Raw genomic sequence first — 23,488 nt, 5'->3', positions numbered from 1 at the left:
GAAGGATGCCGTCACGCCGGGCCGGGCGTGACGGCATCCTTCGCGTGAGGCCGGGTCGCTCAGCCCTGCTTCGCCTGCGTCGCCAGCCCTTCGAGGAAGTAGCGCTGACCGAAGGCGAAGACGATGATCATCGGCACCGTCGCGACGAGGGTGGCCGCCATCGCGATCTCCCAGTTGTACTGGCCCGACAGGGCGAAGCTGTCGACGATCTGCTTCAGGCCGCGGGGCATCGTGTAGTACTCCTCGGTCTGCAGGTAGATCAGCGGCTTCATGAGGTCGGACCAGCTGGCCTGCAGCTCGAAGATGAACACGATGATCAGCGCAGGACGGCAGAGCGGCAGCGCGATCCGTCGGAACAGCCCGAGGTTGCTGCACCCGTCGATGCGAGCCGCCTCGAAGAGCTCGCGCGGCACACCGAGGAAGAACTGGCGCATGAGGAAGATGTAGAACGCCGAGCCGAAGAGGTTGCCGGCCCACAGCGGCACCTGGGTGTCGACGAACCCGAGCCGGTTCCAGATGAGATACACCGGGATCATCGTCACGGCTCCGGGCAGCATCATCGTCGCGAGGACGAGCCCGAACAGCGCTCCGCGGAGACGGAACCGGAAGTACGCGAACCCGAACGCGACGAGGGCGCTCGAGAGCGTCACCGTCGCCGCGGCCATGAGCGAGACGAGGCCCGAGTTCATCAGCCACTGCAGTACCGGCCCGGCGTCCCACACCGTGACGAAGTTCGACCACTGCACCGTCTCGGGCACGAGCCGGTTGTCGAACACCTGCGCCTTGGGCTTGAGCGAGGCGCTGACGAGCCAGACGAGCGGGTAGGCGAAGGCGACCGTGGCCAGAAGCAGCAGCAGCCAGCGCACGACAAGCCCCGAGGTCAGACGTCGGCGACGTCCGCCACCGGTCGTGACGAGCGAGGCGAGCTCGCCCTCCCGCGCCGGTCGGTCGGGGTCGTCGGGCCGCAGCGGTCGACGGACGTCGAGCGTCATCGGGTCGACCCCCCTTCGTAGTAGACGAACCGGTTGCCGACCCTCACCTGCACCACGGTGATGACGAGGATGATCGCGAACAGCACCCACGCAAGCGCGGACGCGAAGCCCATCCGGAAGTACTGGAACGCGTTCTGGAACAGGTAGACCATGTAGACGAGCGACTCGTCGGACGCCGTCGCCCCCTGCTGCGGGCCGTAGTACATCGTGAAGGCCTGGTCGAACATCTGCATCGCCCCGATGGTGTGGGTGATGACGGTGAAGAAGAGGGCCCCGGAGATCATCGGCAGGGTGACGCTGACGAACCGGCGCACCGGACCGGCGCCGTCGAGCAGGGCGGCCTCGTACAGCTGCTTCGGGACGTTGTTCAGAGCTGCGAGGTAGATGATGATGCTGCCGCCCATCGTCCAGAGGCTGACGACGGCGAGCGACGGCTTGAGCCACGCGGGGTCGGTCGTCCAGTTCGGTCCGGTGATGCCGAACCAGCCGAGCACGTCGTTGAGCAGACCGCGCTGGCCGTTGAGCAGCAGCAGGAACATCGCGCCCGCCGCGACTCCCGGGGTCATCACCGGCAGGTAGAACACGGTGCGGAAGAAGCCGGAGAAGCGGCCCAGCCGCAGCAGCAGCAGCGCGAGCCCGAGGGCGACGACGATGCCGAGCGGCACGAACATGGCGGCGTAGACGAAGGTGTTGGCGAGCGACTTGCCCACCCTCGGGTCCTCGAACAGCTGACGGTAGTTCTCGAGGCCGACCTGGTGCGTCTCGTTCACGAGCGAGTAGTCCGTGAAGCTGAGGTAGAGGCTGACGACCATCGGGCCGGCCGTCAGGGCGAGGAAGCCGAAGACCCACGGCGAGATGAACAGGTAGCCGGCGCGCGCCTCGCGGCGCTGCAGGGCGCTGCCACGCCGGTCGGTCAGTCGCAGTCGCATCATCCCTTCGCCTTGGTGAAGGCCGCCTCTGCCTCCTTCTGCGCCTGGTCGAGGGCGTCCTTCACCGGAGTGCCGGCGAGCGCCCGTGACACCCCGCTCTTCCAGGCCGCGTCGATCTGGGAGCCGGCAGCCGACGGGTTGAGGGCCTGGGCGACGTCGAGCGTCGAGTAGTAGTTGTCGATGGCCTGCTTGAAGCCGGGGTCGGGCGCGTCGGTGAGGTACTGGTCCCGGATGGCGTCGTCGGCGGGCTTGTTGGCGGTGAAGAGGCCGGTGAAGAAGCTGTTGTCCTGCTTCACCTTGGCCACGCGCGCCTCCGCCGCCTTGAGCCACGTGGCCTTGTCGGTCATCGTCTGGGCCCACGCGCACGCGGCGGTCGCGTTCTTCGACCCCTTCGGGATGGCCCAGGCGCTGCCGCCCACCATGCTGACGGGCTTGCCCTGCCGGTCGGTGAACGGCACCGACTCGAGCTTCAGGCCGCTGCCGATGTAGTCGCGCAGCACGTTGACGTACCAGTTCTCCATCGGGAAGGCGACGACGGCGCCGGCGCTCAGCGGGTTCTTCTCGCCGAAGATGTCGAAGGCGTCGCGGAAGCTCTTGAACGAGGTCCACCCGCCCTGGTCGTCGACGAGGCTGATGGCGAACTCCAGGGCCTCGACCGCCTTGGGGTCGTTGAGGTTCGGGCTGCCGTCCTCCTTGATGATCTGCGCGCCGTTCGCCGTGGCCCAGAGGGGGAAGTACTCAGGAAGCTTGGGGTCGAAGCCGATCCGCTCGATCTTGCCTCCCGACGCCTTGTACAGCTTGTCGCTCGCCGTCTTGAGGGAGGCCCAGTCGGTCGTGGCGAGATCGCTCGACGACATGCCGGCGGAGGCCAGGCTCTTCCCGTCCACGAGCGTCGTCGTGACGACGTAGAACTCGGGGATGCCGTAGACCTTGCCGCCCAGCGTCACCGACCGCATCGCCGCCTCGCGGTACTGCGACGTGTCGACCGACCGGCTGCTGATGCAGTCCTCGAGGGGTACGACCGCCCCCTGCTGGGCGTAGGTGCCGATGAGGTTGCGGTCCATGTAGACGAGGTCGGGCGGGTTGCCGCTCGCGAGCGCGGTGAGGAACTGCTGCGCGTCGAAGTCGCCCTTGTTGTTGCTCACCGTGACACCCGGGTAGGCGTCCTTGAAGGCCTTGATGCGTGACTGGCCCACCTCGTCCTCGCCGCCGAACCCCATGATGCGCAGGGTCCCCGAGGGCGTGCCGCTGAGCCCACCTCCGCCGGAGGCGCCGCCTCCTCCGCCGTCACCGCCGCTCGTGCCCCCGCCGACCCCGGCACAGCCGGCCACCATCGTCACGATCGCAGCGGCCGCGATCCCAAGCCTCGCGCGCATGGCGAACCTCCTCGTTCGGGTGCACGACGCCGAGCGGCGTCTCGGGCCGAGAACTACCCGAGAGCCGCAGAAGCAAACGCTTCCCGGTGCACTTCTCCTGCGGGTCCGCTCCCCCGTTTCGTCGGTCGGTGGTGGGTGCGTGGCGTCGAGCCGGTCAGGCGACGAGCCGACGCAGGCCCCGGATGCCGTCAGTCGCCGTCGGGCGTGGACGTCGGCTGCTCCGCCAGCGCCGGGCGCAGCTCGTCGGCGAGCTCGCGCGCCGTGAAGCCCACTGCGCCACCCCGGGTCAGGCGCGCGCCGGCCCGCGCGTGGAGGTGGACGCCCCAGACGGCTGCCTGCTCGGGGTCGGCACCGCGGGCGAGGAGCCCGGCGACCGCCCCGGCCTTGACGTCGCCGGAGCCGGCCGTCCCGAGACCGGCCGGGCTGAGGTCGACCCGCCAACGGGCCGACGGCCACCGGACGACGTAGGTCGGCACGGCGCCGCTGACGACGACCGCCCCGCTCTCGCGGGCGAGCCGGTCGACGGCGGCGGCCGGGTCGTCCTGCACCTGATCCTCGTCCGCCTGCAACGTGGCCGCGAGCTCGCCGAGGTTGGGAGTGAGGACGGCGCGGCCGTCGAGGTGACGAAGGGCGCCGAGGTCGCCGGTGAGGTGCGCGGTGGCGAGGGCGTCCACGACGACGGTGCAGTCGAGGTGAGGGACGACCTGGGACAGCAGGGCCGCCGTCACCTCGGGGTCCCCGAGGCCGGGCCCGAGCAGCACGACGTCGACGCCGTCGGCCATCTCGCGCACGAGGCCGGCGGCAGAGGGGTCTAGGTCACCCGACTCGTGGACGGGCAGCCCCTCGACGTAGGCCTCCGGCAGGGCGCAGGCGAGGGCCGACGCGTTCGGTGCCGCGGTGGCCAGCTGCACCTTGCCCGCCCCGACACGCAGCGCCGCCTGGGTCGCGAGCAGCACGGCGCCCGGTGTCTGGCGGGCGCCGCCCACGACGAGCAGCCGCCCCTTGTTCTCCTTGCCCCCGCCGATCTCGGGTAGCGGCCAGCGGCTCAGCGTCGCGGGCGTGACGGGCTCGTGCGGTGCGGTCTCGTCGTCGGTCATGACGTGCCCTCGTCCACGAGCCGGTCCACGGGCTCGTGCGCCGGCTCCTCCCGCGTCGTCGGCGCCTCCTCCTGCTCGAGGTGCGACACGTCGGCGAACGTCGAGAGGCGCAGCCGGCCGGCGTCGTCGCGCTCGTAGGTGGTGACCGACGTGTTGGGCAGCGGCTCCTCTCGGTCGATGCGCAGCACCTCCTCCTCGGTCAGCCCCTCCAGCACGAGGCGGAAGGCGAGGATGACCGCCTGGTGCGTGAAGACCCAGACGCACTCGTGCTCGGTGTGGGCGAGGTCGGCCACCAGCTGGCGCACCCGGAGGGCGACGTCGGTCCAGCTCTCCCCGCCCGGGGGCCGGTAGTACAGCTTGCCGGTGAAGGCCCGTCGTTCGGCCTCCTCCGGGTGGGCCGCCCGGATGCCGTCACCCGTAAGGCCGTCGAACGCGCCGAGGTCCCGCTCACGCAGCCGCTCGTCGCGGGCCACGACGGGGGTGCCGTCGGCGAGGCCGGAGAGGGCGATGGTGGCGGTGTCCGCCGCTCGCACGTACGGCGAGGTGAGCACGAGCCCGGGTCGCTCTCCCGCACCGCGCCGCGCGACGGCCCGTTTGAGCGCCTGCGCCTGCTCGCGTCCGGTGTCCGACAACGGCGTGTCCGCGTCACGGGTGGTCAGCTCGAGCCGTCCACTCCCACCCTCACGGGCCGCCGCGTCGGCGAGGTTGCCCAGACTCTGCCCGTGCCGCACGACGACGAGCCGGGCGGGCACGTGCCTCGTCGTCCATCCCTCGTTCATCGCGCTTCTCGCTGTCGTGTCTCGTGGCCCATGCGCAGCCCGTACCCACGCCCGCCCCGCTCCCCGGGTCGTCGGGCGACAGCCGTTCGGTCAGCCGTCGGTCGTTTGGCCGGGTGACCCACGGGTACTCATCTCATGACGGCCGACCACCCGGTGGGCCCCACGGACACCGTCCGTCGTCCGCACGACACCACCCGACCTTGATGACCCAGGGTCGGCTCTCGGCGCCTGAAGCCCGCGCGGTCCGTCCGGACCGTGCACGCACCCGGCGCCACCCTCAGGCGGTACCGCCGCAGCGGCGACGGCACCGTCTCCGTCGACCCAGGAGACACCCATGTCCCAGTACGACACCGACCCCGTCCGACCCGGAGGCGCCTCCGACACGGGCAGCCTCAGCACCGAGCCGGGCACGACGTCCATCGCGTCCAGCCTGCCCAGCGACCCCACCCTCGAGCCCGTCTCCGCCACCGGCACCACACCCGTATCCAGCGGATCTGGCGGGTCCAGCACCACGGACACCGTGAAGGAGCAGGGCAGGCGCGTCGCCGGCGAAGCCGCCGAGGGCACGAAGCACGTGGCCGGCGTCGCCAAGGACGAGGCGGCGAACGTCGCCTCTGCCGCCGGTCAGCAGGCGAAGGACCTGCTGTCGCAGGCCCGCTCGCAGCTCACGGACCAGGCATCGACCCAACAGAACGCTGCCGCCTCGTGGCTGCGCGACATCGCCGACGAGCTCGGTCGCATGACGAGCGGCGACAAGGGCACTCAGGGCACGCCGGCATCCGGCGAGTCGCAGACCTCCGGGACGGCCACACGCCTCGCCTCACAGGCCGGTGACCGCGTCGGCGGCATAGCCGACTGGCTCGAGCGGCACGAGCCGGCCGACCTGCTCGAGCAGGCGCAGCAGTTCGCCCGCCGCCGCCCCGGCGCCTTCCTGGCCGTCGCCGCCGTGGGTGGTCTGCTCGCGGGCCGTCTCACCCGTGGCCTCACCGGCCACGACGAGTCGTCGGCCACCGGCTCGACCGGCTCGACGGACGGAGCCGACTCGGCCACCGGCACGACGTCCTCGGTCGGCGGCTACGGCAGCACCTACCCGGAGGCCGGCTACGAGGGCACCGCCTCGCTCGGCACGACGGGCACCCTCGGGTCCGCGGCGGGCGGCACGACGGCATCCGCGACGACGCCCGAGGCCGACCTCTACGGCGAGCCGAGCACGAGCACCGAGGTCCCGAGCACGGCCACCGACGACGCGGGCATCGGCGGCGACGACATCCTCGTCCGCGACGTCGAGACCCACACGCCCGAGCCCTACGAGTTGGACCCCCGATGAGCACCCCGCCCACCGACCAGGACGACCGGTCGATCGGCGAGCTGCTCGGCGCCGTCGGCCAGGACCTCACCACCCTGCTGCGCCAGGAGGTCGAGCTCGCCAAGGCCGAGGTCAAGCAGTCGGCCACCCGGGCCGGAGCCGGCGCGGGGATGCTCGGAGGCGCCGGCGTGGCCGCACACTTCGTGCTGCTCTTCGTGTCGTTATCGGCCTGGTGGGGCATCAGCCAATGGACGGGACAGGCCTGGGGCGCGCTCATCATCGCCGTCGTCTGGGCCGTCGTCGCCGGCGTGCTCGCCGCCCTCGGCCGTACCCGCCTCGCGCAGGTCCAGGGCCTGCCCCGCACCACCGAAACCGCCAAGCACGTACCTGACGCCCTCAAGGGCAAGGAGGAGACCCGATGAGCACCCAGAGCGACCAGAGCGCTGTCGACCGCACGGGCGCGTCGGAGCCCGGCCGTGACGACCCGGAGCGCCTGCGCGCCGAGATCGAGGCCACCCGCAGCGAACTCAGCGCCAACGTCAACGCCCTCGTCGACACCGCCCGCCCCGGCAACGTCGCCCGTCGCCAGGTCGACAAGGTCGGCGACCGCGTCGGTCGGCTCAAGGACAGCGTCATGGGGTCGTCCGGCGACCTCACCTCGTCCGCCGGTGACTCCGTGTCCGGGGCCGCTTCCTCCGTCAGGGACGCCGCGACATCCGCGCCGTCGGCCGCGACGAGCCGCACCCGGGGCAACCCCGTGGCCGCCGGCCTCATCGCCTTCGGGGCCGGCTGGCTCGTCGGTTCGCTGCTGCCGGCCAGCGGCGCCGAGCGACAGGCGGCCGACGCGGTCAAGGAGAAGGCGCAGCCGCTCGTCGAACAGGCCACCGACGCCGCCAAGAGCGTGGCGGCCGACCTCAGGGAGCCCGCGACCGAGGCGGTCGAGAGCGTCAAGGGGGCGGCGACCGACGCGGCCGGCACGGTCAAGGAGGAGGCCACCTCGACGGCATCCGACGTGGCTGCTACCGGCAAGGACGCGGCCGGGGAGGTCCGTTCCTGACCCGACTCGCGCGCGAGTCGTACGACCGAGACCGACTGCACCACAAGGAGAACCGTGTACCTGCACCTGCAGAAGCTCATCCACCCGATCGAGACCGACGAGCCGGACCCCGCCGCCGCCAACGCCCTGCAGGAGGGGCTCGGCGGCCAGTTCGGCGAGATGCGGACGATGATGCAGTACCTCTTCCAGAGCATGAACTTCCGGGGCGACCCCGCGGCACAGCCCTACAAGGACCTGATCCAGGGTGTCGGCACGGAGGAGATCAGCCACGTCGAGCTCATCGGCACGACCATCAGCCGGCTGCTCGACGGGTCGCCCGCGTACCAGGGGAAGAAGGACGACCCCGTCGACAAGCCGGGCGACAAGGGCGCCACTCCGTTGTCGATCGCGTTGGACCACAGCAACATCCACCACTACCTCGTGGGGGCGCAGGGCGCACTGCCGGTCGACGCCGCGGGCAACCCGTGGAGCGGTTCGTACGTGTACAACAGCGGCAACCTCGTGCTCGACCTGCTCTACAACCTCATGCTCGAGTCGACGGGGCGGCTGCAGAAGTGCCGCATCTACGAGATGACCGACAACAAGACGGCCCGCTCGACCATCGCGTACCTCATCGTGCGCGACCAGGCCCACGAGAACGCGTACGCCAAGGCGCTCGAGAGCCTCGGGGTCAGCTGGGGCAAGGTGCTGCCGATCCCGAAGACGAACGCCGAGCGGTTCCCCGAGGTCAAGCGGCTCGTCGACCTCGGCCTGCAGAGCGTGCAGTACACCTTCGACGCCGACGAGAAGAGCCAGGCGGCGAAGCTGTACCGGGGCGCGTCACCCTCGAACGACGGGACCGAGCTCTCGACGGCGCTCATGCCCGAGGGCTCGCCCCTCGAGATGGCGCCCGAGCGGCGTGAGGAGTTCGCGCCCGGCCTGGACGCCGAGCTGCTGTCGCTCATCCAGGCGACCGCGGAGATCGAGCTGGCCGAGGCGAACGACCCCTCGTGACCTCGGCGACCGACGGGGGCGCGGATGCCGGTGCGCGGCGTCCGAGCCCCCGTCGGCGTCCGCGCCCGGGCGGTGCACGACGGCCTCGCCTGGGGGTCGGTGACGAGGTCGTCACGACGCGGTGGTGGCACGACCCCCGTGGGAGCGTCGTCGTCCCCGAGGGCACCCGGGGCACGGTCGTGCGGGCGCCTCGATGGTGGCGCCCGACCGTACGGTTCCCGGCCCCGGATGGACGTGCCGGCGCCGGGGCGGTCGTGCTCGAGGCGCAGGTCCCACGTGACCTCGCCGTCAGGCTGACGGCTCGCTGAACCCGTCGAGTGCGCCGCGACCGGAACGGTGCAGGGCCGCGCCGACGACGACGAGCAACGCCCCGAAGAGCAGGAAGCCGATGTCCCACGACAGGGGTGCACCCAGGTCGTCGCGCACGTGGTGGACCCCGAGCAGGTGGTGGTCGACGATGCCCTCGACGAGGTCGAACCCGCCCCACCCGACGAGCAGGAGGCCGCCGTGGAAGCGCCGGCCGGGCGCGAGGCGCCCCTGACGCCACGAGGCGAGGGTGACGACCATGCCCGCGACGACGCACACCCAGGCGAGGGCGTGGAAGAAGCCATCCGCCAGGGTGTTGACCTCGAGCCCGGCCACCGTGGTCACGGGATAGCCCGCCACGTCACTCAGCATGTGGTGCCACTGCAGCAGCTGGTGAAGCACGATCCCGTCGACGAAGCTGCCTAGACCGATACCGAAGAGCAGACCTGCGGCCACGGTCGGTGTCCGTCGGCTCGTCGTTTCGGCGCTGCGGCTCACGGCGTGTTGCTCTCCTGGTCGGGCGGACGGCCGGGGGTGGTCCCCGGGCCTCGACCGGCGCGTACCCGGCACGTGGCGAATCACGCGCCGCCGGTGCGGGATCGGTTGCCGGTCCGTCGTGCGGGTCGGTTGCATCGCACCTCTGGGGGTGAGCCATACTGTGCGCTGTCCCGGTTCACGCACGACGCCGGGTGGTCCGTCCGCGTCCCGACGCGGCGTGGGTGAAAGGCCCCCATGACCACCGTCGACGTCGCCGCGGCCCGACGACTGGCCGGCACGGTCCGGAGCATGGCGCTGCAGGAGAGCTATGAGCTGACCCTGCAGTCCGTCGCTCGCACCGCGCTGACCGTCGTCCCGGGGTGCGAGCACGCCAGCGTCTCGCTGCGCCACGCCAACGACCGCATCCGCACCCCGGCCGCCACGGACGGGGTGGCGCTCCTGCTCGATGCGCGGCAGTACCAGCTCGACGAGGGGCCGTGTCTCGACGCCGTCCGCAACGAGCCCGTCGTCGTCACGGGCGATCTCGGTGACGACGAGGCGGAGGGTGGGCGAGGACGGTGGTCCCAGTGGTCACGGAGCGCCCGGGAGGCAGGGGTGCGCAGCGTCCTCAGCGTCCGGGTCGGCATCCCCGGCACGGTCCTGGGCAGCCTCAACCTCTACGCGGACCCGCCCCGCGCCTACGACCGTGATGCGGTGGCGCTGGCCCGACTCTTCGCCGACCATGCCGCCACGGCCATGGCCCTCAGCAACGAGCTCGTCGGTCTGCGCTCGGCGCTGGCCACGAGGCACACGATCGGTTTGGCGCAGGGGGTCCTCATGCAGCGCTACTCGCTCGACGTCGACGCCGCCTTCGCGGTACTGCAACGTCACTCGCAGGACACCAACACGAAGCTCCGCGACCTCGCGACGGCGGTCGTCGAGGGTCGAGACGTCATCTGACGCGCGACCCTCGACGGCACCGCGTCAGAGGGAGACCGTCTCGCCGGGCTCGACGACGCTCACCCGCGCCGACAGACCACGGCGCCCCACGGCATCCTCGAACTCCGAGAGCGGTGAGCGGAAGACGGTGTAGTCGCTGTGGTGCACGGGGATGCCTCGGCTGTTGCCCATGAGCCCGAGCAGCTCGGCACCCTGCTCCCCGTCCATCGTCACCATGAGCCCGCCCGGCAGCGTCGTGCCGCCGAGGTGCAGCACGGTGGTGTCGACGTCGGGAAAGCGTCGCGGGATCTCGTGCAGCTCGTCGACAAGGAGCGTGTCGCCGGTGATGTAGAGGCGGTGCGTGACCGGCCCGGCGCCCGAGCGGAACTCGAGCATGCTGCCCATGACAGGTGGCAGCAGTCGGGACACAGGCCGCGGGGCATGCCGGCCGGGCATGGCGGTGATGCGCACGATGTCGTCGCCACGGGCGAGCTCGTACTCACCCCACGTGCGCAGGCCGTTGGCCCGCGAGAAACCCTGCCACTGCAAGCGCTTCGACGCGTGCGGCGTCGTGATGATCGGGACGTCGCGGTCGAGCCCGCGCCGGGCCACCCGGTCGAAGTGGTCGCCGTGCAGGTGCGACAGCACGACGGCGTCGAGGCCGGGCAGCTCGTCCACGCGCAGCGCCGGCTCGGTGAGGCGCTTCGACGTGAGGCCGTACCCGAGGTAGGCCCGCTGTCCCTGGTGGAGGAAGTTCGGGTCCGTCAGCAGGGTGAGCTCGCCGAACCGCAGAACGACGGTGGCGTTGCCGACGAGCTGCAGGGTGGGTGTCGTGCTCGTGGCCGAGGTCGGGTCGGACATGTGACTCCTTCGGCAGGGGCCGCGGCGCCGTCACGACGGCCGGGCCCCTCGTCGACCGGTGTCCCGCCGCGACCGGCGGACGTCCTGCCCGTACCCCGGCCGCGCCGCCGCAAGCGGGCCCGCGACCTCGTCGGCACCGGGTCCCCACGTCGCCCGACGGCCGGGACGGCGACGGTCCGCCCACGCTCGGCCGAGAGCTGGCGAGGGGACTCGAACCCCTAACCGCCTGTTTACAAGACAGGTGCGCTACCGATTGCGCCACGCCAGCACGTCGACGCGGGCGGCGCCCGCCGCGACGGCGACAGCGTAACGGAGCGCCCCGGCATCCTCGACATCCGCAACGGACGTCGAGCAGCGCGCCCCGGCCGGCGGCAGGGACACGGACGGGGACACGGACACGGACACGGACGGCAACACCGCCGGGGACGCGGACGGCCCCGCACAGCGAGTGCTGTGCGGGGCCGTCCGGTGTCAGGAGACCGTCACCGGCGCCGAGGCGACCGGTGGGCGGTCAGAGGCTCATGCTCACGGCAGGCGCAGGACCTGGCCGACGAAGATGAGGTTGGGGTTCGAGACGGTGCCGCGGTTGGCGTCGTAGATGGCCTTCCAGCCGCCCTGGACGTTGTACTTCGTCGCGAGCTTCGAGAGCGTGTTGCCGCTCTTGACGACGATGCGGGCGCCGTTGCCGGTGCTGACGCGGGGGGTCGTGTACGACTTCTTCGTGCTCGTGTACGACTTCTTCGTGCTCGTGTACGACTTCTTGGTCGAGGTCGTCTTCTTCGGGGTCGAGTACGTCTTCTTGGTCGACGTGGACTTCTTCGACGAGGAGGACGAGCTGCTCGACTGCGGCACCGAGGAGGAGGTCGCGCCACCGTTGCTGCGCGTCAGGCCCGCCTTGCGGGAGCAGACGGGCCAGGCGCCCGGACCCTGCCCGGCGAGGGTGCGCTGGGCGACGGCGATCTGCTGCGACTTCGTGGCGAGGTCGGCGCGCGAGGCGTAGGCGCCGCCACCGTAGGCCAGCCACGTGCTGCGGGTGAACTGCAGGCCGCCGTAGAAGCTGTTGCCGGTGTTGATCGACCAGTTGCCGCCCGACTCACAGGCCGCGACGCGGTCCCAGACGCTCGAGGCGCTGGCGGGGCCCGCGACGGCGATGCCGCCGGCGAGGGTGGCCCCACCGGCGATGCCGGCGAGGACGATGCGCTGCTTGACCGACGTCTTCTTCGTGGCAGCGTGCTTCGAGGAGTAGTGCATGGGTGGTTTCCCTTCCTGACGTGCGCCTGCGGAGTTAGCTGTCGGGTTGGGGCGTCAGGTGCCCCGCCGCTCTCGCGGCTTCACCCCCGTCGGACAGTCGGACGCCGTGCGTCCGCTGCCCAGACAACTGGGTCCCCCGTCCTCGCCCGACCCTCCACACCGGCGCAGGACGCAGGTGCTGGGTGATTCCCTGGCTGGCGAGGCTCGGCGCGCTCAGGGACCGGTTTCTGATGGGTGGCGGTGTGAAGTTGTGTCCGCAACGCGTGGGTCCGCGTCGTCGGGTGCCGTCAGGGACCTTCCCCCGGTCTCGGGACCGCAGGATGCGGGCCGAGTGTCAACGGGTCAGGGGATGGGGGCTGACGAGCATCGACGGTACGTGGCCGACGCCCCTCGCACAAGCCCGCCCGAGATAGTTCCGTGACCTGTCCGAGACCTGTGCTTTATCCATGGATGCCGGGAGCGTCCGTCTGCGCGTCGGCACCGGTGCGCGCGGGGTGGGGCTCACCCCCCGAGCGGGTTCCCCGTCCACGGGGTCCAGTCGAAGGCCGTGCCGTGCCGGACGGCGGCCACCGCGGCGACGAGACCGAAGCCGACGAGCACCACCCCGGCCACCGTCGTGCCGACACCTTCGGGCACGAGCACCCTTGTGATCGAACGAGATCCGCGACGCAGTGACGAGCCCGCCGGACCCCACCAGGCCATGAGCAGGCCGAGTCCGCCGCCGACGGCGAGGGTGAGCGGGTCGCCCGGCTGCAGCTCGCCACCCTGTGCCCCGGCGAGCAGCAGGGCCGAGGCGAAGACGCCGGCGAGCGCCACCGCGAGCGGCAGGACGAGGCCGACGACGGTGGCCACCGCCGACAGCACGACGTGCCACGGGCTGAGACCGAGCGCCCACGGCACGTCGCTGCGACGGCGGCCGTTCTCGTACCGGCGCAGGACGAGCCCGGTGACGGTGCGGTCGGTGGCGCGCGCCACGACCGACCAGAGCAGGAGCAGGAGCAGGGCCACCCCCGGCCAGGCCGCGAGCGCCCCGAGCCAGCCGGTCGCGACGCCGGCGAGCAGGCCGGTGCGCATCGGCAGGCCGATGCGGGGGTCGCCCTCCCTGCGCGGCGGTGTGAGGAGGTCGGCGGAGCCGTCGACGGGCGGGTCGACGCCCCGGTCGTCGCGGGCGTCTTGGTCGTCCCGCTGACGACGCGCCAGGGAGCCCCAGCGGTGCTGTGGCCCGCCCTCCGACGGGTCGTGGGCGGAGGCGGGGACGGACGGAGGCAGGTCCTCCCACGTCGGTGGGGGGACCGGCGCCGACGGAGCCGACTGGACGGCGGGCTGTACGGCGGCTGGGACGGCGGCTGGGACGGCAGGCATGACGTTGGTCGAGCGGCCGGTCAGCACCTGCGTCGACCCGGCGGGCGGCGGCTCGACCTGCACGACCTCGGTCGCGTCCCAGTCGTCGGTTCCGACGTGGCTGCGGGCGTGGCCGACCGTGGCGTCCTCCCCGTGGGCGAAGCGCTCGAGGGCATCGATGACCTCGTCGGCGTGCGGTCGCCGCTCGGGCCGGGGCGAGAGCGAGGCCTGCAGCAGCGGTGCCAGCCGGGGGTCAACCCCGGCGAGGTCGACCTCCCCCGCGCGGACCCGGCTGAGCACGGCATCCATGCGCCCCCGACCGAAGGGCGGGCGCCCCGCGGCGGCGTAGGTGATGGTGGCGGCCCAGCCCCACCAGTCGGTGGCGTCGCTGATGCGCGCGCCCTCCACGAGCTCGGGCGAGAGGTAGCCGGGGGTGCCCATGACGAGGCCGCCGACGGTGTGGCGTACGTCGTCCTGCAGGTGGGCGATGCCGAAGTCGATGAGCACGGGCTCGCCGTCCTCGAGCAGGACGTTGCCGGGCTTGATGTCGCGGTGCACGACGCTGCAGGCGTGGATCGAGCGGATCGCCTCGGCGGTGCCGCGGGCGAGGCGCAGCAGGGCGTCGGGCCGCAGCGGGCCGCCCTGCTCGACGGCCTCGTCGAGAGCCGTGCCGGGCACGTAGCGCGTGACGATGTAGGGCCGCGGGCCCATGACGTCGGCGTCGATGACGCTGGCGACGCGCGGGTCGCGGATGCGCGAGAGCGTCTCGACCTCGCGCCCGAGCCGCGTGCGGGCGTCGGAGTCGTGCGCGACATGGGCCCGCAGCACCTTGATGGCGACGGCGCGGCCGCGCGGGTCGAGGGCGAGGTGCACGACACCCATGCCACCCTCGCCGATCTCCTCGATGAGGCGGTAGGGCCCGAGCCGCTCGTGCCGCGGGTAGGGGTCGCCGGACCCGGTCAGCGCAGCCCCCGACGGGGTCGGGACCCACTCGGTGCGGTCGTGCGCTGGCATGGGGCAACGGTAGTTCACCCCGCCGGCCGTCCCGGCGCACCGCGCGCGGCGAGTGCCCGACTTGTCGGCTTCGTGCAAGACCGCCCCACCCCGGCTGGTTGTTCGAACGAACCGTTCGGTGCCGAACTCGGGGCCGGGTGTCGACCTCACCGGTACACCGGCGCGTTCGGCCACCAGCAGCGCGTTCGACCTCGAACGGTTCGTTCGAGACACAAGCCCGGGCGGGGGCGGGAGTGCGCGGCGCCGAGCCCGCCACCCGGCATCCGGACCGGTCTCAGCTCGTGATGTAGTCGCGCAGCTGGTCGCGCTCCGACTGCAGCTCGTTGAGGCGGTGCTTGACGATGTCGCCGATGCTGACGATGGCGGCGAGGCGGCCGTCACCGTCGACGATGGGAACGTGGCGCACGCGCAGCTCGGTCATCGTCGCGGCGAGCGCGGCGATCTCGTCGTCGGCACTGCCGGTCGTCACCTCGCTCGTCATGATCGCCGACACCGGCCCCGCGAGCATGCCGGGACCGTCGGAGTGCAGGTGGCGCACGACGTCGCGCTCGCTGACGATGCCGTCGACCGAGCCCCCGTCGGTGCTCACGACGACCGCGCCGATGCGATGCTCCTCGAGCAGGGCCAGCAGGTCGCCGACGCTCGTGTCGGGCGTCACCGTGACGACCCCGTCACCCTTGCTGCGCACCACGTCCGAAATCTTCACGTCGACCTCCCTGTCGCGTGGCCACCCGCGCCCTCACCGGGCGTCCGTCGGGCTGCTGCCGTGCCTCCTGACCCTAGGGCGGGGACGGGTCCGGGCGCCAGAGCCCGGTCGTTACAGTGAGACCGGAGCAGCGGATGCCGTGTGGCGGGCTCCCCGGGCAGGTGCGCCTGACGGGGTACGCGACGACACGGACCCCGCCCCCCGACCTCAGGAGCTGATCGAGTGCCGTCCGAACGGTCGACGTACGACCTCGTCATCGCGGCCAACCGCCTCCCCGTCGACCGGGTGACCGCCGACGACGGCACGGTGGAGATCCGACGCAGCCCCGGTGGCCTCGTGACCGCCATGGAGTCGGTCATGCGCGACCACGACGGCGCCTGGGTGGGCTGGGCCGGCGAGACCGGCGACGCGCCTGAGCCCTTCGACGACGGCGGTATCCACCTGCACCCCGTCGGCCTGTCGGCGGAGGACGTCGCGTTCTACTACGAGGGCTTCTCGAACGACACCCTGTGGCCGATCTACCACGACGTCATCGTGCCCGCCTCGTTCCACCGCGACTGGTGGCAGGCCTACCAGCGCGTCAACCAGCGCTTCGCCGAGGCCGTGGCGGCCCTGGCCGCGCCGGGGGCGACGGTCTGGGTGCACGACTACCAGCTCCAGCTCGTGCCCGCGATGCTGCGCCGGCTGCGGCCCGACGTGCGCATCGGCTGGTTCGACCACATCCCCTTCCCGCCCGTCGAGCTCTTCGCCCAGCTGCCGTGGCGCAGCCAGCTGCTCGAGGGCTTGCTCGGGGCTGACTTCCTCGGCTTCCAGCGCCAGGCCGACGCCCGCAACTTCGTCCGGGCCTGCCGCCAGCTGCTGCAGGCGCGCACGAAGCGCGACCTCGTGCACGTCGAGGGCAGCTCGCGCACGGTCCGCGCGGCGGCCATCCCGATCTCGGTCGACTTCAAGGGCCTGGAGCGGCTCGCGAAGCAGCCCGAGGTCATGGCCCGGTCGGCGCAGATCCGCGAGAGCCTCGGCAACCCCAAGGTGCTCATGCTCGGGGTCGACCGCCTCGACTACACCAAGGGCATCCGCCACCGGCTCAAGGCCTACGAGGAGCTGCTCGTCGAGGGGCGCTTCTCGCCCCCGGACGTCACGCTCGTGCAGGTCGCGACCCCGAGCCGCGAGCGCGTCGGCGCCTACCGGACCCTGCGCGGCGAGATCGAGCAGACCGTCGGTCGCATCAACGGCGAGTACAGCCGCATCGGCGCGCCCGCCGTGCACTACCTGCACCACAGCTACCCGCGCGAGGAGATGGCCGCGCTCTTCCAGGCCGCCGACGTCATGCTCGTCACGCCGCTGCGCGACGGGATGAACCTCGTGGCCAAGGAGTACGTCACCTGCCGCCACGACCTCGGCGGTGCTCTCGTGCTGTCGGAGTTCACCGGCGCCTGGCACGAGCTGCACCAGGCCTTCGCCTGCAACCCGCACGACATCGAGGGGCTGAAGCAGGCCATGGTCCGGGCCGTCAACACCCCGGCGAAGGACCGGCAGCGCATCATGCAGGCGCTGCGCCGCCGGGTCAGCGACCACGACGTGCAGCGCTGGGCCGCCCGCTACCTCGCGGCGCTCCGGTCCGCCCCCGACCGGCCGCGCCTCGAGCAGGTCGCCGACGCCCCCGCGGCCCCCGACCCGCAGGCGGCCGAGGCCTCCCCCGACCCCGTGGTGGCGCCGTGAGCGCGGAGGCGCCCCTGCGCGCGGCCATCGAGGATGCCGTGGAGGTGCGGTCGCTGCTCGTCGCCACCGACCTCGACGGGGTGCTCGCCCCCTTCGCCCGCGAGCCGATGGACGCCCGCCCCTGGCCCGGGAGCATCGACACCCTGCGGGCCCTCGCCGACCTGCCCGGCGTGCACGTCGCCGTCGTGTCGGGTCGCGACCTCGAGACCCTGCGCACCCTCACCGGCATCGCCCCCGACGAGCCGATCGTGCTCATCGGCAGCCACGGCGCCGAGTCGTCGGACCCCGCGGTCCGCGAGGCCATGGAGGCTGCTGCGGTCACGCCCGAGGACGAGCAGCGGCTGGCCGAGCTTCGAGCCGACATCAGCGCACTCATCGAGGAGGAGCACCCGCGAGCGAGTCTGGAACACAAGGCCGCCGCGGTCGTCGTGCATGTGCGCGGCATCGACCGGGCCGAGGGTGACGCCGCGATCGCGGCCGCTCGCGAGCGGGCCCTGAGCCACCCCGGCGTCAAGGTGCTCAAGGGCAAGTCGGTGCTCGAGCTGACGGTGTCGCACGCCGACAAGGGCTCGGCCGTCACGGCCCTCGGACGCGCGGTCGGGGCCGGGGCCCGCTTCTACTTCGGCGACGACGTCACCGACGAGGACGCCTTCGTGCGCATGCGCCGCACCCACGACGTCACCGTCAAGGTCGGTACGGGGTCGACGGCTGCCCGCCACCGGCTCGACGACGAGGCGGCCGTCGCCGCCTGCCTGCAGACGGTGCTGCGTCGTCGTCGCGCGGCCGAGGTCGACGAGTCCGCGTAGCGGACCCCGGCCCGTCGCGAGACCGACTCGTCCCCCGGGACCGGGCCCACCGGCATCCGACCGACGTCTCGACCGACGCCCGGTGCTACCGGCGGACGGCGCCCGTCGAGCCCCGCACGACGAGCTCGGGGCGGAAGACGTACTCGGCGCGCGGTGAGGGCTGACCCGCGATCTCGTCGAGCAGCGCACGCACGGTGGCGGCGCTCATGGCGTCGACGCTCTGGCGCACCGTCGTCAGCGGCGGGTCGGTGAAGGCGATGAGGGTCGAGTCGTCGTAGCCGACGACGGAGAAGTCGCGCGGCACCTGAAGGCCCCGCTTGCGGGCCTCGCGGATGGCTCCGAGGGCCATGAGGTCCGAGCCGCAGACGACCGCCGTGGCGCCGCGGTCGAGCAGCCGACCCGCCGCCGACGCGCCGCCCTCGACGGTGAAGAGGGTGCGCTCGATGAGGTGGTCGACGTCGGAGCGGCCGACGAGCTCCTGCATCGAGTGGCGGAACCCGGTGATCTTGCGGATGACGGGCACGTAGCGGTCGGGGCCGACGGCGAGGCCGATCTCGCGGTGGCCAAGGCTGACGAGGTGCTCGAGGGCCAGGCCCATCGAGGCGACGTCGTCGTTGCTGATGAACGGCGCGTCGACGCCCTCGATGTAGCCGTTGACGAGCACGAGGGGCAACCCGCGCTCACGCAGCTCGACGTACCGGTGGGGCTGGGTGTTCGTGTCGGCGTGGTGACCCGAGATGAAGATGATGCCGGCGACGCCGCGGTCGAGCAGCATCTGCACGTACTCGTCCTCGTGCACGCCGCCGGCCACCTGCGTGCACAGCACCGGCGTGTAGCCGTTCTGCGCGAGCAGGTTCTCGATGATCTGCGCGAAGGCCGGGAAGATCGGGTTGGTCAGCTCGGGGACGATGAGGCCGACGAGCCCGGCGCTCTTGCGCCGCAGGCGACTCGGGCGGTCGTACCCGAGCACGTCGAGGGCAGTGAGCACCGCCTGACGGGTCGACTCGGCGACGCCGGGCTTGGCGTTGAGCACGCGCGAGACGGTCGCCTCGGACACACTCGCCTGCACCGCGATGTCACGCAGCCGCGCCTTCACCTCGGTCATCGCCTCCTCCGCCTCCCGTGGGTCGCACCCCCGTCGGTGGGCCGCCAGGCCCACACCCGCGCCCCGGGGCCCGAGGCAGACAGTGTCACGCTGCGCGTACCCACGCGCGGGCGGGGTCCGTGGAGCGGGCGCCCGTCGGCGATGCCGGGCAGGTGCCGGGCGTCGAGGGTGATGGGGGCGTGCGCGGCCCGCGCGACGTGCACGAGCGCGGTCTCGTCGGCGGTCTCGCGCAGGAAGACGATGGCGTCGCCGTCGGCGTGCACCCAGCGCAGTCCGCCCTCGCGCAGGGCGACCGACCCGCGGCGGGCCGCGATGAGGCTGCGGTACACCTCGAGGATGCGGGTGTCCCAGTGCTGCTCGTTCCACGGCATGGGGCGGCGGCCGTCCTCGCCGAACGCGCCCTCCATGCCGATCTCGTCGCCGTAGGTGAGCATCGGCATCGAGGGCAGGGTGAACAGCAGGCCCGCGGCGACGTCGACGCCGCGGCCGTCACCGCCGACGAGGGTGCGCACCCGCGTCGCGTCGTGCGAGCCGACGAGGTTGAAGCTGCTGACGAGCGACTGCCACGGGATGCGCGAGGTGAAGTCGCGCATCGTCTCGACGACGGCGCCGGCGTCGAGCAGCGGCACGGGCACGGGCGCGCCGAGGAAGTTCGGGTCGCCCTCGGCGTCGCGCAGCCAGGTCCAGACCGGCTTGCAGAAGCCGGCGTAGTTCATGACGCCGTGCCAGCCGTCACCGGGCACGTCGACGGTGTAGTCGTGCACGTGCTCGCCGACGAGCAGCGCCTCGGGGGCGTGCCGGCCCATCGCGTCGCGCATCTGGCGGGCGACGTCGTGGTTGACGTCGGTGCCGCGCCAGCGCCCGGTCATGTTGGCGACGTCGACCCGCCAGCCGTCGAGCCCGCCGGAGCGCCCCAGCCACTTGCGCACGACGCCGTCGGCGCGCTCGAAGAGCAGGGTGCGCAGCTGCTGGTTGAGGTGGTTGAGCTTCGGCAGCGACCGCACGCCGAGCCAGCCGACGTAGTCGCCGTCCTCCCAGATGTAGTAGTCACGCTCGGGGGTGCGCCGGCCGCCGGGGCCGCTCGCGGTGACGAACCACTCGTGCGCGTCGCCGGTGTGGTTGGTCGTGAAGTCACCCATGACCTTCATGCCGCGGGCGTGGGCGGCCTTCGTCAGCCGGCGCAGCGCCGCGTCACCGCCGAGCAGCGGGTCGACCGCCGTGAAGGATGCCGCGTCGTACCGGTGGTTCGAGCGCGCGGGGAAGAACGGGGTGAAGTAGACGACGTCGACGCCGAGCGACTCCAGGTGGTCGAGGTGCTCGACGACCCCGTCGAGGTCGCCGCCGTAGAACTGCTGCGCGATGACGCCGGGCCGGGTGTCGACCGGGTCGCCCCACTGGGCGGGCACGGCCCAGGCCGGCTGCTCGCGGCGGTCGGCGGCCCGCGAGCGGGCGAAGCGGTCGGGGAAGATCTGGTAGACGACGGCGCCACGGGCCCACGCGGGCGGCGGGCTGTCGTGGGCGACGAGCCGGAAGTCGCTCGCGTCGGGCACGTCGCGCGCGTGCAGGCCGGTGCCGTTGAGCCACGCATACCTCGTCGGACCGCCACCGAGCAGGAAGCGGTAGTTCGTCACGGGGTTGTGGCAGGTCAGGGTGGCCGACCACCACGCGTCGGTGTCGGTCGTGCGCACGAGCCGGGCGGCGGCGAACTGCTGCTCGCCGTCGGGGCTCGTGCGCACGTGGACCGTCTCGACGTCGCACTCGAGTGGCACGCGCAGCAGCACGTCGACGGTGCCGCCGAGCCGGGGCGTGAGGTCCGATACGTAGCGCCCCGACCCGTCGTGGTGCGGCTGCGCGAGCCACCCCACGGTGTGGGCCGGGCGAGGGCTCACTTGACCGAGCCCGTGGTGAGGCCGCCGACGATCTGCTTCTGCACGGCGAGGTAGAGCGCCACGACGGGGATCGAGCAGAGCAGCGCGCCGGCCGCGAACTGCCCGAAGAGGCGGTTGGCCTCGTTGCCCTTGCTCATGCTCCACAGGCCGACGCCGACGGTCTGCGAGTCGACGTCGCGCAGGAAGATCGAGGCGAGGAGGAACTCGCTGAAGAGACCGATGAACGAGATCATGAAGGTCGTGACGAGGATCGGCATTGTCAGGCGCAGGATCATGGTGAAGAAGATGCGGGCGTGCGAGGCGCCGTCGACGCGGGCCGCCTCGTCGAGCTCACGCGGCACGGTGTCGAAGTAGCCCTTGAGCAGCCAGACGTTGGCGCCCATCGCCCCGCCGAGGTAGACGAGGGAGAGGCCGAGGACGGTGTCGAGGCCCAGCGCCGGCACGACGTCGCCGATGCGGGCGAACATGAGGTAGAGCGCGACGAAGGTGAGCAGCGCCGGGAACATCTGCAGCAGCAGCAGGCTGAGCAGACCACCGCGACGGCCACGGAACCGCATCCGCGAGAAGGCGTAGGCCGCGCAGGCCCCGATGAAGATCTGCCCGAGCGCACCGATGAAGGCGATGAGCAGGGAGTTGCGGAACCACGTGAGGAACGGGCGCGACGGGTCGTTGAAGAGCATGTCGAAGTTGTTCCACGACACCGCGGTCGGCAGCAGGCCGGCTGAGTCGAGCGTGCCCGACGGGTTGAGCGCGGCCGAGATGAGGAAGACGATCGGGAAGAGGGCCCAGACGAGGGCGAGCACGCCGAGGACGTGCTTCCACCACACCCGGCCCTGCACCCCCTTGGGGGCGACGGAGCGCCGCCGGGTCTTCGGCAGGGCCTCGGTCGTCGTGGCGACGGTGGCCGGCGACTGCAGGGACATCGGTTCGGTGGACATCAGTTGACCTCCTCGAGGCCCTTGGTGCGCCGGAAGCCGGCGTAGCTCATGAGCGCGACGATGACGAAGATGAAGATGGAGACCGCGGCGGCCAGTCCGTAGTCGGGTGTGACGCCGGAGAAGGCGAGGCGGAACGCGTAGGTGATGAGCAGGTCGGAGGAGCCGATGCTCGTGTTGTCCGACTCGAACGGGCCGCCGCCGGTGAGCAGGAAGATCAGCCCGAAGTTGTTGAAGTTGAAGGCGAACGAGGCGATGAGCAGCGGGCCGACCGCGACGAGCAGCAGCGGCATGATGATCGAGCGCAGGGTGCGACCGGCGCTCGCGCCGTCGATCTTCGCGGCCTCGCGGACGTCGGCCGGGATCGACTGCAGCGCGCCGGTGCAGATGAGGAACATGTACGGGAAGCCGAGCCACAGGTTCGTGATGAGGATGGCCGCCTTGGCCGCGGTCGCGTCACCGAGCCAGTCGACGTTCAGGCCCGTCAGCGAGTTGATGAGGCCGAACTCCTGGTTGAACATGTTCTTCCACAGCAACGAGGTGACGAAGCCGGGGATCGCGTACGGCAGCACGAGCAGGGCCCGGTAGTACCCCTTGCCCTTGAGCCGCTCGTCGTTGAAGAGCAGGGCGAGCAGCATCCCGAGGATGAAGGTCGTGATGACCGAGAGGGCCGCGAAGACGACGTTCCACGTGAAGATCTTGAGGAAGCCGGAGCGGATGGTCGGGTCGGTGAGGATGGTCTGGAAGTTCTTGAACCCGACGTTCTCGGCCCACTTCTGCGGGAACGCCTGCCCCTGCCCGTCCTGCGGCACGAAGCGGGCGTCGCGCACGACGTAGACCTTGCCGGTCGCGGAGTCGCGCAGCTGGTCGGTCGCGGCGTCGTAGGTGATCGTCGCCTTACCCTCGAAGGCCTCGCTGAGGCCGCTCGCCTTGATCCCGCCGCCGTCGGCGGTCGGCACGGCGAAGGTCGCGAGGTCCTTGCGGGCGTTCACCTGACGGGCGTTGAGGACCGTCCAGCCGGGGGCCGCGGTGATCTTGCCCGAGTCGGTCTTCTGGACGCCCTCGGCCGGGAGGTCCTTGAGGCCGTCCTTGTCGCCCACCTCGTAGGTGCCGTCGGGGGCGGTGAGCAGGAAGGAGATCGGGGCGCTGGCGACGTCGCCGCCCTCGGGCACGGCGATGGACAGCTTGTAGCGGGGGCTGCCCTGCACCTCCTGGACCGAGTTGGTCTGGATGGCGGCGATCGTGTCTTCCTTGGTGATCGTCTGCCCGTTGGTGAAGGCGGTGCTCACCGTCATGACGATGGGCCACACCTGCAGGCCGAGCAGGAGCACGAGGCCCGGCAGCAGGTACTTGGCCGGGATGGCCCGCCGGGTCGAGTACACGGCGAGGACCGCCATGACGACGAGGGCGAGCACGACGATGTAGAGCGTGTAGCCCTGGTCGGCGAGGCGCGTCGCGAGCACGAACGCGGCGGCGACGACGACGGCGAGCGCGACCCACTTGAGCACGGACGCCCAGAGGGGCGTGCGGTACATGCTCTGGGCAGGCGACGCCTTTGTGGCCTGGGACATGCGGGACCTCTTCACGGCAGGAGCGGCGACGGCGGCGGG

21 protein-coding genes, 1 tRNA gene and 1 riboswitch are annotated in these 23,488 nt (G+C 71.9%); of the genes, 7 read left to right on the top strand and 15 right to left on the bottom strand.

All coding sequences use genetic code 11. The features are described 5' to 3' along the window. Window positions 1-59: 59 nt before the first annotated feature. The 5 genes from DFJ68_RS01255 to DFJ68_RS01235 form a co-directional block, all read right to left on the bottom strand. Window positions 60-992, bottom strand: coding sequence for a carbohydrate ABC transporter permease (locus DFJ68_RS01255; protein ID WP_121030373.1), 933 nt, complete (start codon window positions 990-992; stop codon window positions 60-62). Beyond that, window positions 989-1,924: a carbohydrate ABC transporter permease gene (locus tag DFJ68_RS01250; RefSeq protein ID WP_121030371.1), complete on the bottom strand. Its 936-nt coding sequence runs from the start codon at window positions 1,922-1,924 to the stop codon at window positions 989-991. Before DFJ68_RS01250 ends, DFJ68_RS01255 begins: the two co-directional genes overlap by 4 nt. After that, complete coding sequence (locus DFJ68_RS01245) at window positions 1,921-3,297, bottom strand: type 2 periplasmic-binding domain-containing protein (RefSeq protein WP_121030369.1); 1,377 nt, start codon at window positions 3,295-3,297, stop codon at window positions 1,921-1,923. Before DFJ68_RS01245 ends, DFJ68_RS01250 begins: the two co-directional genes overlap by 4 nt. Window positions 3,298-3,485: 188 nt before the next feature. Beyond that, window positions 3,486-4,394, bottom strand: coding sequence for an NAD(P)H-hydrate dehydratase (locus DFJ68_RS01240; protein WP_121030367.1), 909 nt, complete (start codon window positions 4,392-4,394; stop codon window positions 3,486-3,488). Then, window positions 4,391-5,173, bottom strand: coding sequence for a histidine phosphatase family protein (locus DFJ68_RS01235; protein ID WP_121030365.1), 783 nt, complete (start codon window positions 5,171-5,173; stop codon window positions 4,391-4,393). Before DFJ68_RS01235 ends, DFJ68_RS01240 begins: the two co-directional genes overlap by 4 nt. A 334-nt stretch (window positions 5,174-5,507) precedes the next feature. Here DFJ68_RS01235 and DFJ68_RS01230 point away from each other — a divergent pair, with 334 nt between their 5' ends. Genes DFJ68_RS01230 through DFJ68_RS01215 form a run of 4 tightly spaced genes read left to right on the top strand, consistent with a single transcriptional unit; the run spans window position 5,508 to window position 8,529 of the window. Then, window positions 5,508-6,500 carry a hypothetical protein gene (locus DFJ68_RS01230; protein WP_121030363.1) on the top strand — a complete coding sequence of 331 codons (993 nt, stop codon included), beginning with the start codon at window positions 5,508-5,510 and terminating at the stop codon, window positions 6,498-6,500. Further along, window positions 6,497-6,901, top strand: a complete 405-nt coding sequence (locus DFJ68_RS01225; protein ID WP_121030361.1) for a phage holin family protein — start codon at window positions 6,497-6,499, stop codon at window positions 6,899-6,901. The genes DFJ68_RS01230 and DFJ68_RS01225 overlap by 4 nt, the downstream gene beginning before the upstream one ends. Then, window positions 6,898-7,536 carry a DUF3618 domain-containing protein gene (locus DFJ68_RS01220; protein WP_121030359.1) on the top strand — a complete coding sequence of 213 codons (639 nt, stop codon included), beginning with the start codon at window positions 6,898-6,900 and terminating at the stop codon, window positions 7,534-7,536. The genes DFJ68_RS01225 and DFJ68_RS01220 overlap by 4 nt, the downstream gene beginning before the upstream one ends. A gap of 54 nt (window positions 7,537-7,590) precedes the next feature. Further along, complete coding sequence (locus DFJ68_RS01215; protein ID WP_121030357.1) at window positions 7,591-8,529, top strand: manganese catalase family protein; 939 nt, start codon at window positions 7,591-7,593, stop codon at window positions 8,527-8,529. A gap of 288 nt (window positions 8,530-8,817) precedes the next feature. Here the strand turns inward: DFJ68_RS01215 and DFJ68_RS01205 are convergent, their stop codons facing one another. After that, window positions 8,818-9,333, bottom strand: coding sequence for a DUF2243 domain-containing protein (locus DFJ68_RS01205; protein WP_245963376.1), 516 nt, complete (start codon window positions 9,331-9,333; stop codon window positions 8,818-8,820). Between the two features lie 234 nt (window positions 9,334-9,567). Between DFJ68_RS01205 and DFJ68_RS01200 the strand changes: the two genes are divergently transcribed. Then, window positions 9,568-10,272 carry a GAF and ANTAR domain-containing protein gene (locus tag DFJ68_RS01200; protein WP_121030351.1) on the top strand — a complete coding sequence of 235 codons (705 nt, stop codon included), beginning with the start codon at window positions 9,568-9,570 and terminating at the stop codon, window positions 10,270-10,272. A 24-nt stretch (window positions 10,273-10,296) separates the two neighbouring features. Here DFJ68_RS01200 and DFJ68_RS01195 read toward each other — a convergent pair whose 3' ends face one another. The 5 genes from DFJ68_RS01195 to DFJ68_RS01175 all read right to left on the bottom strand — a co-directional run bounded on the left by DFJ68_RS01195 (window position 10,297) and on the right by DFJ68_RS01175 (window position 15,424). Continuing rightward, on the bottom strand, window positions 10,297-11,112 hold the full coding sequence (locus DFJ68_RS01195; RefSeq protein WP_121030349.1) for an MBL fold metallo-hydrolase: 816 nt from the start codon (window positions 11,110-11,112) through the stop codon (window positions 10,297-10,299). Window positions 11,113-11,307: 195 nt separating this feature from the next. Then, a tRNA-Thr gene (locus tag DFJ68_RS01190) sits at window positions 11,308-11,380 on the bottom strand. A 257-nt stretch (window positions 11,381-11,637) separates the two neighbouring features. Continuing rightward, window positions 11,638-12,363, bottom strand: a complete 726-nt coding sequence (locus tag DFJ68_RS18920) for a transglycosylase family protein (RefSeq protein WP_121030347.1) — start codon at window positions 12,361-12,363, stop codon at window positions 11,638-11,640. 29 nt (window positions 12,364-12,392) lie between these two features. Continuing rightward, a riboswitch (cyclic di-AMP (ydaO/yuaA leader) is annotated at window positions 12,393-12,502 on the bottom strand. Between the two features lie 362 nt (window positions 12,503-12,864). Continuing rightward, window positions 12,865-14,718 (bottom strand): serine/threonine-protein kinase, encoded by a 1,854-nt coding sequence (locus DFJ68_RS01180; RefSeq protein ID WP_121030345.1) that lies wholly within the window; start codon window positions 14,716-14,718, stop codon window positions 12,865-12,867. Window positions 14,719-14,992: 274 nt separating this feature from the next. Further along, window positions 14,993-15,424 carry a CBS domain-containing protein gene (locus tag DFJ68_RS01175; protein ID WP_121030343.1) on the bottom strand — a complete coding sequence of 144 codons (432 nt, stop codon included), beginning with the start codon at window positions 15,422-15,424 and terminating at the stop codon, window positions 14,993-14,995. 222 nt (window positions 15,425-15,646) lie between these two features. On the opposite strand from DFJ68_RS01175, the gene DFJ68_RS01170 reads away from it, so the two are divergent. Both DFJ68_RS01170 and otsB read left to right on the top strand, forming a co-directional pair. Further along, window positions 15,647-17,143 (top strand): alpha,alpha-trehalose-phosphate synthase (UDP-forming), encoded by a 1,497-nt coding sequence (locus DFJ68_RS01170; protein WP_121030341.1) that lies wholly within the window; start codon window positions 15,647-15,649, stop codon window positions 17,141-17,143. After that, window positions 17,140-17,949 carry a trehalose-phosphatase gene (otsB, locus tag DFJ68_RS01165; RefSeq protein ID WP_121030339.1) on the top strand — a complete coding sequence of 270 codons (810 nt, stop codon included), beginning with the start codon at window positions 17,140-17,142 and terminating at the stop codon, window positions 17,947-17,949. Before DFJ68_RS01170 ends, otsB begins: the two co-directional genes overlap by 4 nt. Before the next feature lie 85 nt (window positions 17,950-18,034). Here otsB and DFJ68_RS01160 read toward each other — a convergent pair whose 3' ends face one another. The 4 genes from DFJ68_RS01160 to DFJ68_RS01145 are packed head-to-tail and all read right to left on the bottom strand — an operon-like array spanning window position 18,035 to window position 23,449. After that, entirely contained in the window at window positions 18,035-19,054 is a 1,020-nt protein-coding gene (locus DFJ68_RS01160) for a LacI family DNA-binding transcriptional regulator (RefSeq protein ID WP_221186304.1), read from the bottom strand. Then, entirely contained in the window at window positions 19,051-20,943 is a 1,893-nt protein-coding gene (locus DFJ68_RS01155; RefSeq protein WP_211333245.1) for a glycoside hydrolase family 13 protein, read from the bottom strand. The genes DFJ68_RS01160 and DFJ68_RS01155 overlap by 4 nt, the downstream gene beginning before the upstream one ends. After that, complete coding sequence (locus DFJ68_RS01150) at window positions 20,940-21,881, bottom strand: sugar ABC transporter permease (protein WP_245963375.1); 942 nt, start codon at window positions 21,879-21,881, stop codon at window positions 20,940-20,942. The genes DFJ68_RS01155 and DFJ68_RS01150 overlap by 4 nt, the downstream gene beginning before the upstream one ends. Continuing rightward, on the bottom strand, window positions 21,881-23,449 hold the full coding sequence (locus tag DFJ68_RS01145) for an ABC transporter permease subunit (protein ID WP_245963374.1): 1,569 nt from the start codon (window positions 23,447-23,449) through the stop codon (window positions 21,881-21,883). Before DFJ68_RS01145 ends, DFJ68_RS01150 begins: the two co-directional genes overlap by 1 nt. Window positions 23,450-23,488 lie beyond the last annotated feature (39 nt).

Origin of the sequence: Terracoccus luteus (assembly GCF_003635045.1) — a bacterium.
In the GTDB taxonomy this organism is placed as follows: Bacteria; Actinomycetota; Actinomycetes; order Actinomycetales; family Dermatophilaceae; genus Terracoccus; species Terracoccus luteus.
The sequence above is the reverse complement of the archived record's forward strand: the minus strand, read 5'-3'. Positions and strand labels throughout refer to the sequence as shown.

Coding starts and splice junctions, on each gene's coding strand:
- DFJ68_RS01200 (WP_121030351.1), top strand. CDS start 9,568: ATGACCACCGTCGACGTCGCCGCGGCCCGACGACTGGCCGGCACGGTC.
- DFJ68_RS01240 (WP_121030367.1), bottom strand. CDS start 4,394: ATGACCGACGACGAGACCGCACCGCACGAGCCCGTCACGCCCGCGACG.
- DFJ68_RS01255 (WP_121030373.1), bottom strand. CDS start 992: ATGACGCTCGACGTCCGTCGACCGCTGCGGCCCGACGACCCCGACCGA.
- DFJ68_RS01235 (WP_121030365.1), bottom strand. CDS start 5,173: ATGAACGAGGGATGGACGACGAGGCACGTGCCCGCCCGGCTCGTCGTC.
- DFJ68_RS01160 (WP_221186304.1), bottom strand. CDS start 19,054: ATGACCGAGGTGAAGGCGCGGCTGCGTGACATCGCGGTGCAGGCGAGT.
- DFJ68_RS01150 (WP_245963375.1), bottom strand. CDS start 21,881: ATGTCCACCGAACCGATGTCCCTGCAGTCGCCGGCCACCGTCGCCACG.
- DFJ68_RS01230 (WP_121030363.1), top strand. CDS start 5,508: ATGTCCCAGTACGACACCGACCCCGTCCGACCCGGAGGCGCCTCCGAC.
- DFJ68_RS01220 (WP_121030359.1), top strand. CDS start 6,898: ATGAGCACCCAGAGCGACCAGAGCGCTGTCGACCGCACGGGCGCGTCG.
- DFJ68_RS01145 (WP_245963374.1), bottom strand. CDS start 23,449: ATGTCCCAGGCCACAAAGGCGTCGCCTGCCCAGAGCATGTACCGCACG.
- DFJ68_RS18920 (WP_121030347.1), bottom strand. CDS start 12,363: ATGCACTACTCCTCGAAGCACGCTGCCACGAAGAAGACGTCGGTCAAG.
- DFJ68_RS01180 (WP_121030345.1), bottom strand. CDS start 14,718: ATGCCAGCGCACGACCGCACCGAGTGGGTCCCGACCCCGTCGGGGGCT.
- DFJ68_RS01195 (WP_121030349.1), bottom strand. CDS start 11,112: ATGTCCGACCCGACCTCGGCCACGAGCACGACACCCACCCTGCAGCTC.
- DFJ68_RS01245 (WP_121030369.1), bottom strand. CDS start 3,297: ATGCGCGCGAGGCTTGGGATCGCGGCCGCTGCGATCGTGACGATGGTG.
- DFJ68_RS01250 (WP_121030371.1), bottom strand. CDS start 1,924: ATGATGCGACTGCGACTGACCGACCGGCGTGGCAGCGCCCTGCAGCGC.
- DFJ68_RS01225 (WP_121030361.1), top strand. CDS start 6,497: ATGAGCACCCCGCCCACCGACCAGGACGACCGGTCGATCGGCGAGCTG.